The sequence below is a fragment of the Neobacillus vireti genome, assembly GCF_036962465.1.
GTDB classification, from domain to species: domain Bacteria; phylum Bacillota; class Bacilli; order Bacillales; family Cytobacillaceae; genus Neobacillus; species Neobacillus vireti_B.
Map to the genome: position 1 here is coordinate 54439 of NZ_JBALNF010000051.1, position 16333 is coordinate 70771.

At 37.5% G+C, this 16333-nt stretch carries 16 protein-coding genes; 6 read left to right on the forward strand and 10 right to left on the reverse strand.

Going from position 1 to position 16333, the window contains the following annotated elements; genetic code table 11:
- Positions 1–187 precede the first annotated feature (187 nt).
- Entirely contained in the window at positions 188–1159 is a 972-nt protein-coding gene (locus tag V7077_RS20045; RefSeq protein WP_335505172.1) for a MerR family transcriptional regulator, read from the forward strand.
- 108 nt (positions 1160–1267) lie between these two features.
- Positions 1268–1792, forward strand: coding sequence for a MerR family transcriptional regulator (locus tag V7077_RS20050; RefSeq protein WP_335505175.1), 525 nt, complete (start codon positions 1268–1270; stop codon positions 1790–1792).
- 42 nt (positions 1793–1834) lie between these two features.
- On the opposite strand, the gene V7077_RS20055 is transcribed toward V7077_RS20050, so the two are convergent.
- The 4 genes from V7077_RS20055 to V7077_RS20070 form a co-directional block, all read right to left on the reverse strand.
- Positions 1835–2830, reverse strand: a complete 996-nt coding sequence (locus V7077_RS20055; RefSeq protein WP_335505177.1) for an acyltransferase family protein — start codon at positions 2828–2830, stop codon at positions 1835–1837.
- A gap of 497 nt (positions 2831–3327) precedes the next feature.
- Positions 3328–4578: a DHH family phosphoesterase gene (locus V7077_RS20060; RefSeq protein WP_335505179.1), complete on the reverse strand. Its 1251-nt coding sequence runs from the start codon at positions 4576–4578 to the stop codon at positions 3328–3330.
- A 342-nt stretch (positions 4579–4920) separates the two neighbouring features.
- Positions 4921–5400: a nitroreductase family protein gene (locus tag V7077_RS20065; protein ID WP_335505181.1), complete on the reverse strand. Its 480-nt coding sequence runs from the start codon at positions 5398–5400 to the stop codon at positions 4921–4923.
- A 63-nt stretch (positions 5401–5463) separates the two neighbouring features.
- The gene (locus tag V7077_RS20070; RefSeq protein ID WP_335505183.1) at positions 5464–6147 is read right to left on the reverse strand and encodes a M50 family metallopeptidase; all 684 of its coding nucleotides are present in this window, start codon (positions 6145–6147) and stop codon (positions 5464–5466) included.
- A gap of 205 nt (positions 6148–6352) precedes the next feature.
- Between V7077_RS20070 and V7077_RS20075 the strand changes: the two genes are divergently transcribed.
- Complete coding sequence (locus V7077_RS20075) at positions 6353–7483, forward strand: ABC transporter ATP-binding protein (protein WP_335505185.1); 1131 nt, start codon at positions 6353–6355, stop codon at positions 7481–7483.
- Positions 7483–9039 (forward strand): ABC transporter permease/substrate-binding protein, encoded by a 1557-nt coding sequence (locus V7077_RS20080; protein ID WP_335505187.1) that lies wholly within the window; start codon positions 7483–7485, stop codon positions 9037–9039. The genes V7077_RS20075 and V7077_RS20080 overlap by 1 nt, the downstream gene beginning before the upstream one ends.
- Before the next feature lie 59 nt (positions 9040–9098).
- Here the strand turns inward: V7077_RS20080 and V7077_RS20085 are convergent, their stop codons facing one another.
- Positions 9099–9716, reverse strand: coding sequence for a TrkA C-terminal domain-containing protein (locus tag V7077_RS20085; RefSeq protein ID WP_335505189.1), 618 nt, complete (start codon positions 9714–9716; stop codon positions 9099–9101).
- A 152-nt stretch (positions 9717–9868) separates the two neighbouring features.
- Here V7077_RS20085 and V7077_RS20090 point away from each other — a divergent pair, with 152 nt between their 5' ends.
- On the forward strand, positions 9869–10435 hold the full coding sequence (locus V7077_RS20090) for a membrane-spanning protein (RefSeq protein ID WP_335505191.1): 567 nt from the start codon (positions 9869–9871) through the stop codon (positions 10433–10435).
- A 16-nt stretch (positions 10436–10451) separates the two neighbouring features.
- Positions 10452–11021, forward strand: coding sequence for a hypothetical protein (locus tag V7077_RS20095; RefSeq protein WP_335505192.1), 570 nt, complete (start codon positions 10452–10454; stop codon positions 11019–11021).
- 36 nt (positions 11022–11057) lie between these two features.
- Here the strand turns inward: V7077_RS20095 and V7077_RS20100 are convergent, their stop codons facing one another.
- The 5 genes from V7077_RS20100 to V7077_RS20120 all read right to left on the reverse strand — a co-directional run bounded on the left by V7077_RS20100 (position 11058) and on the right by V7077_RS20120 (position 16326).
- Positions 11058–12419 (reverse strand): aspartate kinase, encoded by a 1362-nt coding sequence (locus V7077_RS20100; RefSeq protein ID WP_335505195.1) that lies wholly within the window; start codon positions 12417–12419, stop codon positions 11058–11060.
- Between the two features lie 198 nt (positions 12420–12617).
- Entirely contained in the window at positions 12618–13232 is a 615-nt protein-coding gene (locus V7077_RS20105) for an NUDIX hydrolase (RefSeq protein ID WP_335505196.1), read from the reverse strand.
- A 166-nt stretch (positions 13233–13398) separates the two neighbouring features.
- Complete coding sequence (locus V7077_RS20110) at positions 13399–14193, reverse strand: ABC transporter ATP-binding protein (protein WP_335505198.1); 795 nt, start codon at positions 14191–14193, stop codon at positions 13399–13401.
- Positions 14168–15199: an ABC transporter permease gene (locus V7077_RS20115; RefSeq protein WP_335505200.1), complete on the reverse strand. Its 1032-nt coding sequence runs from the start codon at positions 15197–15199 to the stop codon at positions 14168–14170. The genes V7077_RS20110 and V7077_RS20115 overlap by 26 nt, the downstream gene beginning before the upstream one ends.
- A 128-nt stretch (positions 15200–15327) precedes the next feature.
- On the reverse strand, positions 15328–16326 hold the full coding sequence (locus V7077_RS20120) for an ABC transporter substrate-binding protein (protein ID WP_335505215.1): 999 nt from the start codon (positions 16324–16326) through the stop codon (positions 15328–15330).
- Positions 16327–16333: the final 7 nt, after the last annotated feature.

The following is a 16333-nucleotide window of genomic DNA, read 5'->3' on the forward strand; positions in this document are numbered from 1 at the left end:
TTGAATATCTGCACTTTTTTTACGGATTACGCTTTTCGCTTTTTATGCAAAAAAATGTTGTTATTTCGTGTTTTCAGTCTTGTTTTGAGAGCTTTTGTCAACCAGCAGGAAAAATATATACCTTATGGTGAATAACTAGTAAATGGACAAAAAATTTCCTATATAAATAGAGAGAGGAATGGATTCTATGAAGACCTATACCTTAAAAGAGGTTTCCAAAAAAATAAATATATCTCCTGGGACATTACGAAAATGGGAACAAGACTTTGAAGATTTACTTGATATCCAACGAACAAAACAAGGAGCCAGAATATATACGGATATAGAGATTGAATTATTAGTAGAAATAAAACAGATGGCTGATAAAAAAGTAAGTAAAGACGCCATTCGTCAGGAAATGCAAAAAGTCGAAGAGCCGGAGAAAGTCGAAATCTCTTCTATCCAACTAAATTCTTCAGAAAAGTTTCAGGAAGATGAGATAATCCCGGAACCAGAGGTCCCGTTAGGTATTAACCACGAAAAAACGAATACTTCCGAGCCGCAAAGGTCTTTAGAAATTATTCCAGAAGAGGCCATTACTCCGCTGGCAATTGAGGAAAGTGCCATGAAAAATACGGAACTGTTTTTTGACGCAATGGAGACTTATAAAAAAACCTTCTTAAGTGAAGTAAAGGACGAAATTCGCACTGTCGTTCGTAAAGAAGTTCTCGAAGAAGTAAAGAAGGAAATTTCAAAAGGTACTTTTGTAACCGTAAAAACAATCTCTGATTCCATATATAAATCCTCAGAAAATACAAAGGTTGAAATTCAAGAATTATCGGAGTCTCTAGAAAAAGTATCAGGGGAAACGACAGACTCCTTGAAACTACTTGCAAATAAAGTGGCAAATGTTTCAATAGAAACCTCTGAAGAGATCTTTTCACTTTCAAAGCAGCTGTCGGAAACTTCTGAAGAACTTTCCCATTATGTAGATGTCACTAATAACGAAATATCAAGTCTAGCTGAAGCCATTACAAAAGACCGTGAATTCCTAATTGAGGAGTGGAATCAATACCGTCAAGAAGTTACCCAAAGAGAATTAGCCTTCCAACAAATGTTAACTAACTTCCGTGATGTCGCCGCAGCAAAAGAAAAGAAATGGTGGAAGTTTTGGTCTTGAGTATTTTGCATCTTTTGTTTTGGCACATTCCTTTTTCTTCGTTAGAATTTTCTTTAGTCTATAGTCACTCTTGTTTGTAGCTTATTCTATCATTAGGGAGGATTCGGCATGAATACTAGTGAAGTAGCAAAGTTATTAGGGGTATCTTCGAGTACGATTCAGCGTTGGGTAAAGCAGCTCGAGCTGCCAATGGAAAAAAATGAACGAGGCCATTATCATTTTAGCAGCAAAGATATTCAACAATTAAAAGAAATTCACGAAAAACTTCAAACCGGAACACTTCTTCATGAAATTAGCCCCGTGGGAGAGAAAAGAAGCATCCGAAAAGGGACTATAAAGGCGGTTGAAAATGATCAGGTAATGGAAAAATTAATAGGGAAGGTCAAGGAATTGGAGCTAAGTCTACACGCAAAAGCAGATTCCGTTGCTTCCTATCAATTGCTTCAGCATCGAAGAGAAATTGAGGAGTTGCAGGATCAGGTTAAAAATTTAACCCAACAAGTGGAACATCTCCAAAGTAAGCTGAACGAATTAACCCCACCGTTACTTCCCGAAAAACCTTTGGTCTTTGACCAAACCAAAGCAAAACGGAAAAAGAAGAATTTTATGAGCAGTCTTTTAGGTTTTTTATAAAGCAAAAGTCGAACGTACATGACGTTCGACTTTTTATATTCTCTATCCAGTTTTAACCTTAAGCTCCACCAGTGGCCGTGTATATTTTTTTATAAAATAACTGCCAAGGAGTTGACAGATGAAAAACGACAAGAAGAAAAGTAAAATGTAATGTCCTGATAAAAACTCCAAAGTTTCATCCGGCAAGATGGCTTGGATTGATTTTATAATAAAGCCATGGAATAAATAGACATATAACGTTCTTTCACCAATTTTTGTAAGTTTGTATTGTGTTGAGGGAATTAATGCTAAAAAACCGAAAACGACCAATAATGTTAGTACATATTGAAGTAATCGCACAAGACCATCCCACCATTGTAACCCCCCCATATTTGCATAAGAGGTATCCCCTAACAGCCAGGGCACTGCATCTTTTGGGAAGCCCATTCCGAAGAAAATCATCGTAGCAATAATGATCATGATCCCAATTGGAAGTGAATATTTAGAGCGTACCACCCGTTTTAACTGATTAGCATTCAGTAAAAAGCCTAATAAGAAATAAGGGAAAAAGACAAAGGTTCTTGAAAGGCTTAAGAAACTTCCCGCATCCGCTACATAACCAATCGCAATTCCTAAAATAATTGCTGCTCCCAAGCCGAGCCACTTTAATTTGGCAAATACATATAATAACAAATTCCAGAAGAAAAGGCTTAATAAAAACCATAATGACCAATGCGGATGGAGAAAATCAAAAGCCAATTTCTCTTCCTGGCCAATTAAATAATAATAAATGGAGTATATCATCTGAAATATTAAATATGGAATTAGGATTTTCTGGACGGATTTTTTAAGATAGCCCTTCTTTCTATAGCCTTTTGCAAAATATCCTGAGATTAAAATAAAAGCAGGCATATGGAATAAAAATATCGCTGTATACAAGGTAAAAAGTATTCCATCCTGCTCCTTAAGGGGACTAATGATATGTCCAAAAACAACAAGAAAAATTAAAATAAATTTGGCATTGTCGAAGAATTTACTCCTTTTTGAATTTGCAGCCATCTAATCACCTCAGTCGAGTTATCGTTCAAAAAGGTATAGTAATATGTTTATTTTCGGTAATTGTAATCAATAGAAAACCATTTAGACAGTCTAAAAAATGTTGCTAATTATCCTTATACCCAGAATATCATATAAATATTACAGTAGTATGTATTAGATTTTACCAACTATTGCATAAGAATTACAATTTTAAAATAACTATACTATTTACCTACGATTAATTTACCAGGTAGTCCTTAAGAAAAGCTTAAATACAAAAGTGCAAGCGCCTTGGTCAGCCCTGATATAAATGGCGACTTGTCGACTGGCCGGCGAAAGCAGGTCAAAGACTAGTCGCCCTTAATGCGTACAGTAAGCGATAGCTTTCTGTAGTCAAGCATAAGACGAGCCGGCCGAAAGGTTGCTTTTTAACCTTATGGACGGATTTGCTGTAGACCATCAAGGGGCTAGGCGCTGGAGCTGGACGCCACAAAAAAGAACTTAGGAAACCTAAGTTCTTAAACATTCATAATATCGACAAAGTTATTACTAATAATTTCATGAAAGTCTTCCTTTAAGTCATCTATAGATAGATGAAGAAATGCAGACAACTGTTTTAAATATTCTTGGTCAAAACGCAGCCATGAAGCATGATTTCTTTTTAGAGAGCGCTCTGCTTCAGGGAAACTGGAATACATCGGTGCTTCCCTTTCTCCTTTATGGACAATATAAAAATTCCCATCGCCAGTTGGAACAATATAAGAAATTTCTCCATTATGATTTTGATAACTTGTCCCTACAGCAGATTCCTTAACATTAAATTCATTTCGATCAGTGTCTGGTTTCAATGGGTTTGAGCCAAATACTTCGACTACAAAAGTCTCAAAGGCCTCTTTTGACAAATCTGCTCCAGATGCCTTTGGATGTCCCCCACCACCAAATTTTTGGGCAAACTCTGCAACATTTACTTCATCATGAATGGTCCGAAATCCCATTTTCTTACCCGAGACATTTAAAAGGACAATCATATCTAAATGTGAATAAATATTATTTAACGCGTTCCCAAGCTCAGACAAATACTGTTCAGCATGGACGATTCCAATGCAATATTCGTTTACAAAGGTCTGAGTGGTCTGCCTGCTCTTGGATTGGATATATCGAGTAATCTTTTGTTCCTCAAGATCAAGAATCATATTTTCTGTTTCGGTTAACGAAAAGGATTCTTTATTTTCAGTCAGCCGCTTTAGCATTTCTTCTTCAAATCGTTCTCTGTTCAATATGTAAAATAAATCATTTAACCGCTTGGCAGTGACATTGTTATTTTCGTCCCACTCCCAAGTATCATATTGACGGACTAAATCAATAAATTCCTCTAATGCCTGATTTCTTTCCATTTTTTTATGCTCGATTAAATAATCATAAAATAAAGAGGTTGCACAAGTCTTTTTCCCATTATCATATTCTGGAACCACTTTCCCCCATTTATATTCGTTAAAGTGCAAGGCGGTCACATGATGATCAATCATCTGAACAGGTTTCCCCTGCCGATACCGTTCTTCAAGCATTTTCTCGACTGATTCATTCACCGCTAAATCAGTAATATAAATTTCTTCCTGATGATTCCCAGGATGTGTTATAACTGCTTCCACACGTTTATTTAAATTTCGATAAGAACAGTAATAAACATTTGCCTGATCACCGAAGGCAATTTTGGCAATCAACCCGCAACCGAGACCGTCTAAGTCAATATCCGTAAAAAGTCTTACCATACAAGACACCATCCAATCTATTTTCCATAACGCTTAGTTTGTTTTTGATGAACGAATCCTATTCAGCATCCATACATCCTGATCTACGCTTTTCTTTCTATCTGCTTAATATAGCGTAAATGGTAAATAAAATCGATAGACTTTGCGAAAAAAAGAAGGCTGCCATTAAAGAAAAAATTCATTTTATTAATTCGGGAGCAGGCATTTCTTGCGGTCGGAAGAGATATAAGGAATAACTTTCCTGTGCTTATCCCTGGCGAAAATAAGGTTAAAATCAGTAAGTCAGTCATTATTAGGATAAAAATTTAAATCCAGCCATCAAGAATCGTGGCTGGATTTTCATTACGGTAACCTTTTTATCTTATCGGCAATCGGCTTTCGCGGTTTTGGCTCTGGAATGATTTCCGGATAACCAATTCCTAACACACCGATCACTTCATATCCATTAGGAACCCCAAGTATTTCCTTGTTTCGGTCTGTAGACCCGATGGATGACCAAAATGTCCCCACACCTTCTGTCCAGGCAGCTAAGTTAAAATTTTGAATAAAGCATGCTGTCGCTAATGCATTTTCGATCATTTCTATTTGTGATGTACCATTTCTAGATAAAACAGCTATTACGGTAGGTGCATCGCCAAAGTTTGTTTTATGATTCAGTTTTCCTCTCGTTTCCTTCCCGATAAAAAGAATTTCCCACGGCTCTGTCATTCGATGATTCGGAGCCATAGCAGCGGCCTCAAGCCAGGTAAAAAGAGACTCTTCCTTTACAGCATCAGGTTTAAACTTTTTAATATTTCTCCGATTTTTAATTACATTGATCATTTTTACTTAATCACTCCCATTCTACTTTTTTCATTTTACTAAGGTTTACTCTTAACTTGTAATTTAAATACCTACTTTATAAAAACCTTTTTTAAAACCATAAAAACAAAACCATATTGCTTGCAGGAAGAAAAATAGCCCCCAAAACGGTGCTGGAAGTATTCTAGTTATTTGAGCAAGATTTGCAGCATCCCCTGCCGCTTGTGGCTGTGTAACGCTAATAAACAAAATCTCATATGCACTTTGTACAGAATCCACTAAAATGATGGCTGCAATAAGTAGTAATACATGGTTTCTAATACGTGGACTCCCTTTTATAAGTAATAAAAGGAAAGCAGCTGCGAAGGAGCAAAGCCAAAAAATCCCGTATGGGTTACGGACCCAAAATATAAGATTTAAAAAAATAAAGGCTAATAAAATATCAATTAACATGTTATCCTTTTTTCTTCTTAACAGCCAAAAAGAAAGGAAAGCCATAAAAGATGCAAAAATGTAGCCTGCAAGACTTGTCAGGAAACTGCCCATCCATGTTGATTGATTGCTAATCGTAGCCCCTTCAGAGTTCATAAATAAGGAGATTGTTTCTACCCTTCCCCCAAATAAAGCTATGATGGCATGACCGGTTTCATGTATCAGCGTATTAATTATTTTCATATAATTTCCTATTATCGGTACATGGATCAAAATTACAGCAATCACGAGGACAATGAAAAATTTTGCACTGAATTTGTCACGAACAAAACTCAAGTTAATTCTCCTCTTTTATCATAATTTTTCTTATCTTTATTTTACATACTTCCTTTATAATATTGCAAATATTCACTCATAATACTTTGTTTCATTTTTAATTTATCTGGGTATATCCTCATTAGTTCATTCGTGGGGTCGACAACCAACAACTTATATGTTAACATAAAGTTGTTACTATATTAACCTAATAAATTGAGGGGGAATGAAATTGATAGAATTTAAAAACATTGTAAAAAAGTATCGGACCAAAACAATTATTAATCCATTTTCATTAAAAATTGATGCCGGTCAATTAGTTGTCTTTATTGGTCCAAGTGGCTGCGGAAAGACTACATTACTAAAAATGATTAATAAGCTAATTCAGCCGACATCTGGGCAAATTTTTGTAAATGGAACGGATATTACCACGATGAATCCCATTGAACTCCGCCGTAACATTGGTTACGTTATTCAAAACACCGGACTATTTCCACATATGTCTATAAAAGAAAATCTAGAATTAATACCGAAGCTTAAGGGGGAAGATCCCGCTTCCATTGAAAAGAAAACCCATGAATTACTGGAATTAGTTGGCCTTGAGCCAAAGGAATATTTGCATCGCTATCCAAAAGAATTAAGCGGCGGGCAGCAGCAAAGAATCGGTGTTGCGAGAGCCTTCTCTACTAACTCGGATATCATTCTCATGGATGAACCATTTAGCGCACTGGACCCCGTTACAAGAAGCTCCCTTCAAGATGAATTGTTTCAAATGCAAAAAGAATTAAACAAGACGATTATCTTTGTTACCCATGATATGGATGAGGCTATCAAAATCGCTGACAAAATTTGTATTTTAAAAGAAGGAGATATACTTCAATATGATACTCCGGAAAACATTCTAAAAAATCCTGCAAATCACTTTGTCGAAGACTTTATTGGCAAACGCAGGGTGTGGAACAATCCAGAATTACTATTGGCCGAAGATATCATGATTCAAAATCCTGTTAAAATCACGGCTATGCGTACTGTACTTCAAGCTGTTGAGATTATGAAAGATTATAAGGTAGATAGTTTAATGGTGACAGACAAACATAACATCCTTAGAGGGTTAGTAACATTAAAAAGTATCCAATTACTGAATCGAAATTTATCGATTGAAACGGTTATGGAGCAGAATGTTCTATCGGTTGCACAGGATGCTAACTTAATCTCCGTGTTAGCCACGATGAACGAACATAAAATTGGCTATCTGCCTGTGGTGAACAGTTCCAGCCAATTAACAGGCCTCATCACAAGAAGTAGTATTTTATCTGCGTTAAGCAGTCAATTAATTGATTTGGAGGTGGCATTTTAATGAGTGGATTTTGGGATTATCTTTCAAATAACTACAGTCAGATCTTTAGCTTACTGGGAGAGCATTTATATTTAAGTATCGTATCCGTTCTAATTGCCATAATTATTGGAATCCCATTAGGTATATTAATTTCAAATGAACCAAAACTATCAAAACCAATCATTGGAATGACGAACGTAATTCAAGCTGTCCCAAGCTTAGCTTTACTTGGTTTTCTTATCCCGTTTATCGGAATTGGCAGTACACCTGCTATCGTAATGGTTGTACTTTATTCTTTACTCCCAATTGTTAAAAACACTTATACTGGTTTAACAAATATTGACGGAGACATTCTGGAAGCCGCCAAAGGTATTGGTCTGACCAAAAGTCAAACAATGAAAAAGGTGCAGTTACCACTGGCCTTCCCAATGATTATGGCGGGTATCAGAATTTCAGCAGTAACAGCAGTTGGCTTAATGACTATTGCTGCGTTTGTTGGAGCAGGGGGACTTGGTTACCTGGTTTTCTCAGGTGTGCAAACTGTAGATAATTATATGATTTTAGCAGGAGCCATTCCCGCTTGTATACTTGCTCTTCTTATTGATTTTGTCGTTGGGAAACTTGAATCATCTCTTTCTTATACGAGTAAACAAAAATCAAGATCGAAAAAAGGAAAAACGGCCAAAAGAGTAATGATTGCAACTGTCTCTATTCTTTTAGTAGCTGCCATAGGCTTTAAAGCCTATTCATCCGTTAAGGCTGAGGATAAAATTATTATTGGTTCAAAAAACTTTAGTGAGCAGTTAATTTTAGGCAATATGCTCGCAGATTTAATTGAAAATCAGACCGATATACAGGTTGAGAGAAAATTGAATCTAGGTGGTTCACAGGTAGCCTTTGGAGCATTAAATTCTGGAGATATTGACATGTATGTTGAATATACGGGGACAGGTTTGGTGAATATTTTAAATCAACCTCCGGAAAGTGATTCGGAAAAAGTTTATAAGTATGTTGAGAAAGAATTTAAGCAAAAATATGGAATTGATTTATTAAAACCGCTTGGATTTAATAACACCTATGCATTAGCTGTACGACAAGACACGGCTAAAGAGTATCATCTAAATACAATCTCAGACTTAGCAAAGGTAAGCGGAAATTTAACTATGGGTCCTACCATCGAATTTCCAAACCGTGAAGATGGATTAATCGGTCTTACAAAAACCTATAATATGTCCTTTAAGGATGTAAAACCAGTTGATGGCGGCTTGCGCTACACCGCTCTTCAAAACCAGAAAAGTGATGTTATTGATGCCTTTTCAACCGATGGATTACTTGAAGCGTTTCATTTAAAGGTACTAAAGGATGATCAGCACTTTTTCCCTCCATATTATGCAGTACCAATTATTAAAGAGGAAACCTTAAAAGAGCACCCCGAATTGAGAAAAGTAATTAATAGCCTTTCCGGAAAACTGACGGATGAAAAGATGCGGGAACTTAACTACAAGGTTGACAGTCTTAAACAGTCTCCAGCTAAGGTTGCCAAAGAATTTTTACAGAAAGAGGGATTATTGGATTAATAAAAAAGCCGGTCAGATTGACCGGCTTTTTATATGTGCTCAGTTTGATTCTTTTGATACTAATCTTCTAAGAAATGAACAACCCTGTCATAGGTCTCATCATCACCAATTACAAGTAATACATCGCCCTCAAGGATTAGAGCGTATGGTCCAGGTGAGATAATCAAGTCGCCGTTTCGCTTCATCCCAATCACCGTACCACCCGTATTTTGCCAGAACTTCACTTCTGAAATCGTCTTTCCAATATAACTGCACCCTGGAAAAACTTCCACCTCGATAGGCGCCAATGGATTGGTATGCCGAAGTTTCCCCGAATAATCCATTATTTTTCTTAACGTATCAAAAAGGTCCTCATCCAGTCTATTTCTTTCTGAAATTAGCGTATTCATTTGTTTTTCTAAGTCCTTTATACTCGCTAAATTTGAGAAACGATGGATATATTTATAAGCATTCTCTCTCGATGAGATGACAATTCCACTTCCCTTTGTGGATTGGACAATCTCCACGTCTTCTAAGATTTTAATTGCTCTTCGGACCGTTTCAGGTGAGACCTTGTATTCACTTGCAAGAGTGGATCTTCCATGGATCTTTTCCCCTACTTTAAACTTTCCATCGTATATCCTATTTGCTAAATCAATCGCAATCCGTTCGTATGTAGGAATTTGTGCCTTTTGCATTGGACCACCACCAAGTTTCATCTGATAAAAATTTGCATATATTATCACTATACCGTTTTTATAACCAGTTTGCGAGCCAGAACCTACACCTTTATATTTGATCATTTTAGGACATAATTGTAAGGAGGTATTTTTGCTTAGGAGATGAGCTGGTGAAGAGAAAGATAATTATTTCATTAAGCATATTATTTAGCTTGGGAATGGCTGGGTTATTTATTTTTTACTTGATAAAGCATGACCATACTCGGTGGCAGGTTGCTCTAGGGGGAATTTTTGTCAGCCTGTTACCACTGGGCTTATTAAAAATGAAAAATAATCCCTTTAATACTCCTATTATTGTCAGTTATTATCTGTTCTTATTTTGCTCTTTATATTTAGGCTCGATATCAAGCTTTTATTTGCATTTCAAATGGTGGGACTCTACCCTCCACTTTTTTAAGGGAATGTTTGTAGGGTTTATGGGTATAAGTCTTTATAAACAATGGATTCCACCGCAGGCCCGAAACAACGTTTCGGCTGGGATTCTTTTTCTGTTTGTCCTTTCACTAGCCGTTTCCTCAAGTGTGCTTTGGGAGATTTATGAGTTTGTAGGCGATCTCACTTTAACGCATACCATGCAAAGAGGTGGAAATAAGGATACGATGTTAGATCTGTTATGTGGTTTTGCAGGAGGTCTTATCACGGCAATATACTCCATTCTTAGGAAAAGAAGTATTTAAGTGAGGTGTTACTAAATTGAACCGGAAACTCGTTATCACTTTGAGTCTTTTGTATGTCCTATTCATGGTCTTCTTGGCATTTTATTATCATAGTATCGGCCAGTCCTTTAAATCCACTGTGGCCCTTGGGGGTATCCTTTGTGGAGCAGTTCCGCTTTTATTGGCATTGTTTACAAAACTTCAATTTAATTTACCAATCGTCATTTCGTATCTCATTTTTTTGGTTGGTTCACAATATCTTGGTTCTATATCAGGCTGGTATGGGCTGGGTTGGTGGGACACCTTTATGCATTTTGTCAGTGGAGCCATTTTGGCTTTTTCAGGAATAGCCTTATATGAAAGACTAATCCATCGGGCGGCTGGAGACGAAATTTCGCCTTGGTTTGTCTTCCTGTTCACCTTATCATTTGCGGCCTTGGGCGGCGTTTTATGGGAGGTCTATGAGTTTAGCTGCGACCAATTCTTTGGGATGACCCTTCAGGGCGGCGGAAATAAAGATACGATGACAGATTTAATCGCTGATACTTTAGGCGGGCTTGTTATAGCGATATGGACCTTCGCACGAACAAAGTTAAAATTAAAATAGGTACGTCATGATTGACGTACCTTCTGAAACACACAATCAAACTGTGACAGGAACAAAGAATTCCTCGTAAAGAGCCTGTACAGCCCGTTTTTCATCTACCTCTTTCACACCAAACATCATACTAACCTCAGAAGAACCTTGATTAATCATTTCTATATTAACCTTTGCCTTTGCCAGTGCCTTTGAAGCTTTTGCCATTGTCCCAACGTTTTGCCGCATTCCTTCTCCCACTACCATTATAAGAGCCAGACTGTGGGCAACTTTCACCTCATCCGCATGTAATTCATTTTTTATCCGATCAATCACTTCATCCATCATTTTCTCATCAAACTGATTTTCCCTCAATATGACAGACACATCATCAATGCCAGATGGAGTATGTTCATAAGAGAGACCATAATCCTCTAAAACCCCTAACAGTTTGCGACCAAACCCGATTTCTCTATTCATTAAGTATTTGCTTACATATATACTGCAAAACCCTTTATCGCTGGCAATGCCAATGACAGGTCCATTTGTGTTGTCACGGTTGTTCACAATAAGTGTTCCAGGGGCAGACGGATTATTTGTATTTTTAATATTGACAGGTATTCCCGCTCTAAATGCCGGAACAAGTGCTTCATCATGCAATACAGTAAATCCAGCATAAGATAATTCCCGCATTTCCCGATAAGTTAATTCTTTGATTTCTTTTGGCTTTGTCACAATCGAAGGATTTACTGAATAAACGGCATCCACATCTGTAAAATTTTCGTATAATTCGGCTTTTAAGGCATTGGCGAGAATGGAGCCGGTAATATCCGAACCACTCCTTGAAAAAGTAAATACCTCTCCATTGACACTATAACCAAAGAATCCTGGAAAAATTAAAATGCCTGAACGGTCATTTAAGGAGTTTAAACGTTCATAAGATTCCGGTAATGTTTGTGCATTTCCTGGCTCATCGCTTACAAGAAGTCCTGCTTCCCTAGGATTTACATAATGAGCCTCTACCCCCTGTGATTGAAAGTAGGCGGCTACCAATTTGGCATTATTATCCTCACCACTAGCTTTTAACAAATCAAGAAACCGGTCAGGTTTATTTTGATCACTAGCCATTCTTGTTAATAGGTCATCATGAATTTCCTGGATTACTCCATCAGGTAGATTTAATTCCTCTGCTATGACTGCATATCGTTCCAGAACAGCAGCTAATTTTTCCTTGGGATCCTTATTTTGCAAACAAGATTCCGCACATTCAATCAATAAATCGGTTACCTTTGTATCTTCTGCATACCTCTTACCCGGAGCTGATACAACAACAACTTTACGTTCCCGATCAGCAGTAACAATTTGAAAAACTTTCTCCAACTGTCTTCCAGAAGCTAAAGAGGATCCGCCAAACTTTACGACTTTCATGGATACATCCCCTACTCTATAAAAATATAATTTTAATTTTATTACAATTTAGAAAATAATCAAGAGTTTTTTCCATGTATAATGAACAATTGTCCTCGACGAAAAGACAACCCAGGAAATACAGCAAAACAGTGAGCTTTAACTCCCGTACAATCACTGTTTTAAACATATTTCCATATTAAAAAGCGTTTTTTAAAATCATTGAATTATTTCGATAAAATGGGCTAAGATTCTTGCTGTAAGTCCCCAAATCGTTTTCTCGCCATAGCGATAAAAATATTCGTCCATCTCTCTAGCCCGCCAATTATATTTTTCCCCCCCGGGAATTAAATCAAACGGAAAATTCTCCGAAGGCTCTGCTTTCAGTGCAACTCGATAGATTTCCGGCTCATTATGGATAAAGAACGATAAAGGAACCGTAAATATTTCTCCAACCTCTGCTGGACTTGGTTTAATTTTTTGAGGGTTATTTATATAACCTACATAGGGATAGAGAATCATTCCAAAAGGGGAAATCATATAATCTAACGGTAAAACATTCGTTATATCTTGTTTATTAATCCCTAATTCCTCTACTGTCTCACGGATAGCTGCACCTTGTTCATCTAAATCTTGTGCATCAATTCGTCCGCCCGGAAAACAAATTTCACCCGGTTGGCGCCTTAGCTCGAGAGACCGTACCTCAAATAACACATGTAGTCCGTCCTCCTTCATCAATAACGGAAGCAGGACCGCATATTTAGAAAATCTTTCACTACCTAAAATCTTTGGGGTATGTTCATTTAACTTGTTTAATATTGACCCTAAATCCATAATTTCACCTCACTCTATATGTATTATAAAAATTATCTATTACTACAATACCACTTTTAGCTAATAGAAAAAACATACCTTCTTTAGGTATGTTTTCAACAATTTAAATAGTAGGAAAATATATCGTTTGATAACGTTTGTCTCAAAAAGGTCAAAAATATTTTAGTTAAGCTAGGATGGCTCGGTCGCTCGCCATTTGTATTCCGCGAATTCGTTTAAATTCACTTAACAATCCTTCAATCGTCAGCTTTTGCTTTTCCTCTTCATTCACTTCTAGGATGATTTGACCCTTATCCATCATGATCAAGCGATTTCCGAGGTCAATAGCCTGCTGCATGTTATGGGTAACCATTAAGGTCGTCAGCTTATACTTAGCGACGATTTCTTTTGTTAAATTTGTAATAAGCTCAGCACGCGAAGGGTCAAGTGCTGCTGTATGTTCATCGAGCAAAAGAATTGATGGCTCAGTAAATGTCGCCATTAACAGGGAAAGTGCTTGCCGTTCTCCCCCTGAAAGTAACCCTACCTTCGCACTAAGACGGTTCTCAAGACCAAGATGCAGTGATTCAAGTACCTCTCGGAAATAATCCCGTCTCTTTTTTGTTACACCTTTTCGAAGTGTCCGAACTTTATTTCGTGAATAGGCCATCGCAAGATTCTCTTCAATTGTCATACTTGGTGCAGTTCCCGCCATGGGGTCCTGAAATACGCGTCCAATCATTTTTGAACGGTTATATTCTGACATGTTCGTAACATTTTTTTCACCAATTTGGACTTCACCAACATCAGGAATTAAAACGCCTGAAATAATATTCATTAACGTTGATTTCCCAGCACCATTGCTCCCAATAACCGTTACAAAATCCCCTGGGTTCAGAAAGAGGTTGACGTGATCAATTGCTACTTTCTCATCCGGAGTTCCTTCATTAAAAATTTTATGAATCTGATTTAAGTGCAGCATGATTGTCCCCCTTTGCTTGTGCAGAAGTCTCGATTAGGTTAATTCTCTCCGCTTTCCTTCGAGCTTTGCGTTTTCTTTCTTTGGAAGAATCAATTATTTTTGGTGCTGTCAGAGCAATAATGACAATAATCGCTGTAATTAACTTCATATCACCAGGACTCATAAATTCTGCCCTCAGTGCTAGAGTAACAACGATTCGATAAATGATAGAGCCCCCGATAACAGCAAGGGTTGTCCTGGCAATTGTTTTGGTTCCAAAAAGTGCCTCACCGATAATAACCGACGCTAAACCAATCACAATCATGCCAATTCCCATGCCGACATCTGCAAATCCGCCTTGTTGAGCAATAAGTGCCCCTGAGAAAGCTACTAAGGCATTGGAAAGACCAAGCCCTAGAACCACTAAGATATTTGTATTTGCTGAAAAGCTGCGAATCATTCGCTTATTGTCACCAGTAGCCCGTAATGCAAGCCCAATTTCAGTTTGTAAGAATAAATCGGTTAGGAACTTAATTATGAATGTCACGATAATCATAAAAATCAAAATCCCCCATGTTTCAGGAAGGCTGTCACCGAGTCCCACCATCGTTAGAATACGATTAAAAAAAGAATCGATTCCCGATTTTTCAAATACGTCCCCAATCTTCGTAAAGACTGTATCAGCATTTAATAGAGGTATGTTTGAACGACCCATGATCCGTAAATTAATAGAATATAAAGCAATCATCATTAAAATACCTGAAAGGAGGTTATTAATTTTTCCAAATGTATGAAGAAGCCCTGTCAAACACCCAGCAGCAAATCCGGCAAATAATGCGGCAATCGTAGCCACAAAAGGGTTTACTCCATTTGCAATTAGTACCGCTGAAATAGCGGCCCCTGTCACAAAACTTCCATCCACCGTTAAATCTGGAAAATCCAGAATACGAAAGGAAAGATAGACGCCCAGTGCCATAATCGCATAGATGATGCCAGCTTCAAACGATCCAAATATAGATGTAAACAATGAGATCATCCCTTCTCTAAGCCTTAAAAAACCTATCAAGTAAAAATCCTAGGTTATTTATTCTTATGTATAAAGCAAGGAGGAACCTGTCAGCCAAGGTTTCCTCCTTGATAATGTACTGCTATAAATTATTTTCCTTCGTAGAATTCGCCGAGTTTACTCCATTCCTCTTTCACTGTTAAGCCTTGGGCCTCAGCTGCTTTCTTATTAATCACTAGTTTTAAGCTCTTTGGAAGCTCCACTGGAATTTCGGAAGGCTTTTTCTTACCCGTTAGAATGTCTGCTGCCATTAACCCGGATTGATAACCTAAGTCATAATAACTGAATCCACTAGCGGCAACTGCACCTTTTTTCATAGAGTCAAGTTCTCCCACGAAAAGAGGAATTTTCTTACTGTTAGCTATCGCAATAACTGAATCGAGAGCGGTAACAACGGTATTGTCAGTAGGGATGTAAATCGCATCCACACGTCCAACAAGCGACTCAGCTGCTTGTTTAACTTCCGATGTATTTGATACTGAAGCTTCGACAAGCTTGGCTCCTTTTTCTTCTACCAATTTTTTCACTTCTTTTACTTGAACCTCTGAATTTTGTTCACCAGAATTAAAAATCACGCCAACATTCTTGGCTTTAACTTCCTCAGTAATGAAGTTAATGGTTTTCTTTGTAGCATCAGGATGATTATCAGTAGTACCTGTAATATTTTTACCTGGCTTATCAAACGATTTGACAAAGCCCGCTCCAACTGGATCCGTTACCGATGTAAAAACGATTGGAATATCCTTAGTAGCATTTAAAGCAGCAGTTGCACTCGGTGTAGCATTGGCAAAAATCAAATCCACTTTATCTCCTACAAAATTATTCGCAATGGTTTGTGTATTATTCATATCTGCTTGTGCATTTTGCTCATCAAACTTAACCTTTATTCCTTTGTCCTTCAAGGCCTTCTTAAATCCTTCTGTTGCAGCATCTAATGACGGATGCGGTGCAAACTGAGTGATACCTACATTAAATTCTTTCCCTGAACCGGTCTTTTCCGAACTTCCGGAAGATTCCTTGCTGCCGCATCCAGCTAACAGCAACATACCTGCTAACGCGATCGAAACTGCCTTTACCTTTCTTTTCATGAACATG

Bases quoted from the DNA above. Each gene is read 5' to 3' on its own strand.
- V7077_RS20045 (WP_335505172.1), top strand. From the start codon at position 188: ATGAAGACCTATACCTTAAAAGAGGTTTCCAAAAAAATAAATATATCT.
- V7077_RS20075 (WP_335505185.1), top strand. From the start codon at position 6,353: ATGAAATTGATAGAATTTAAAAACATTGTAAAAAAGTATCGGACCAAA.
- V7077_RS20080 (WP_335505187.1), top strand. From the start codon at position 7,483: ATGAGTGGATTTTGGGATTATCTTTCAAATAACTACAGTCAGATCTTT.
- V7077_RS20110 (WP_335505198.1), bottom strand. From the start codon at position 14,193: ATGCTGCACTTAAATCAGATTCATAAAATTTTTAATGAAGGAACTCCG.
- V7077_RS20120 (WP_335505215.1), bottom strand. From the start codon at position 16,326: ATGAAAAGAAAGGTAAAGGCAGTTTCGATCGCGTTAGCAGGTATGTTG.
- V7077_RS20055 (WP_335505177.1), bottom strand. From the start codon at position 2,830: ATGGCTGCAAATTCAAAAAGGAGTAAATTCTTCGACAATGCCAAATTT.
- V7077_RS20050 (WP_335505175.1), top strand. From the start codon at position 1,268: ATGAATACTAGTGAAGTAGCAAAGTTATTAGGGGTATCTTCGAGTACG.
- V7077_RS20085 (WP_335505189.1), bottom strand. From the start codon at position 9,716: ATGCAAAAGGCACAAATTCCTACATACGAACGGATTGCGATTGATTTA.
- V7077_RS20100 (WP_335505195.1), bottom strand. From the start codon at position 12,419: ATGAAAGTCGTAAAGTTTGGCGGATCCTCTTTAGCTTCTGGAAGACAG.
- V7077_RS20060 (WP_335505179.1), bottom strand. From the start codon at position 4,578: ATGGTAAGACTTTTTACGGATATTGACTTAGACGGTCTCGGTTGCGGG.
- V7077_RS20105 (WP_335505196.1), bottom strand. From the start codon at position 13,232: ATGGATTTAGGGTCAATATTAAACAAGTTAAATGAACATACCCCAAAG.
- V7077_RS20065 (WP_335505181.1), bottom strand. From the start codon at position 5,400: ATGATCAATGTAATTAAAAATCGGAGAAATATTAAAAAGTTTAAACCT.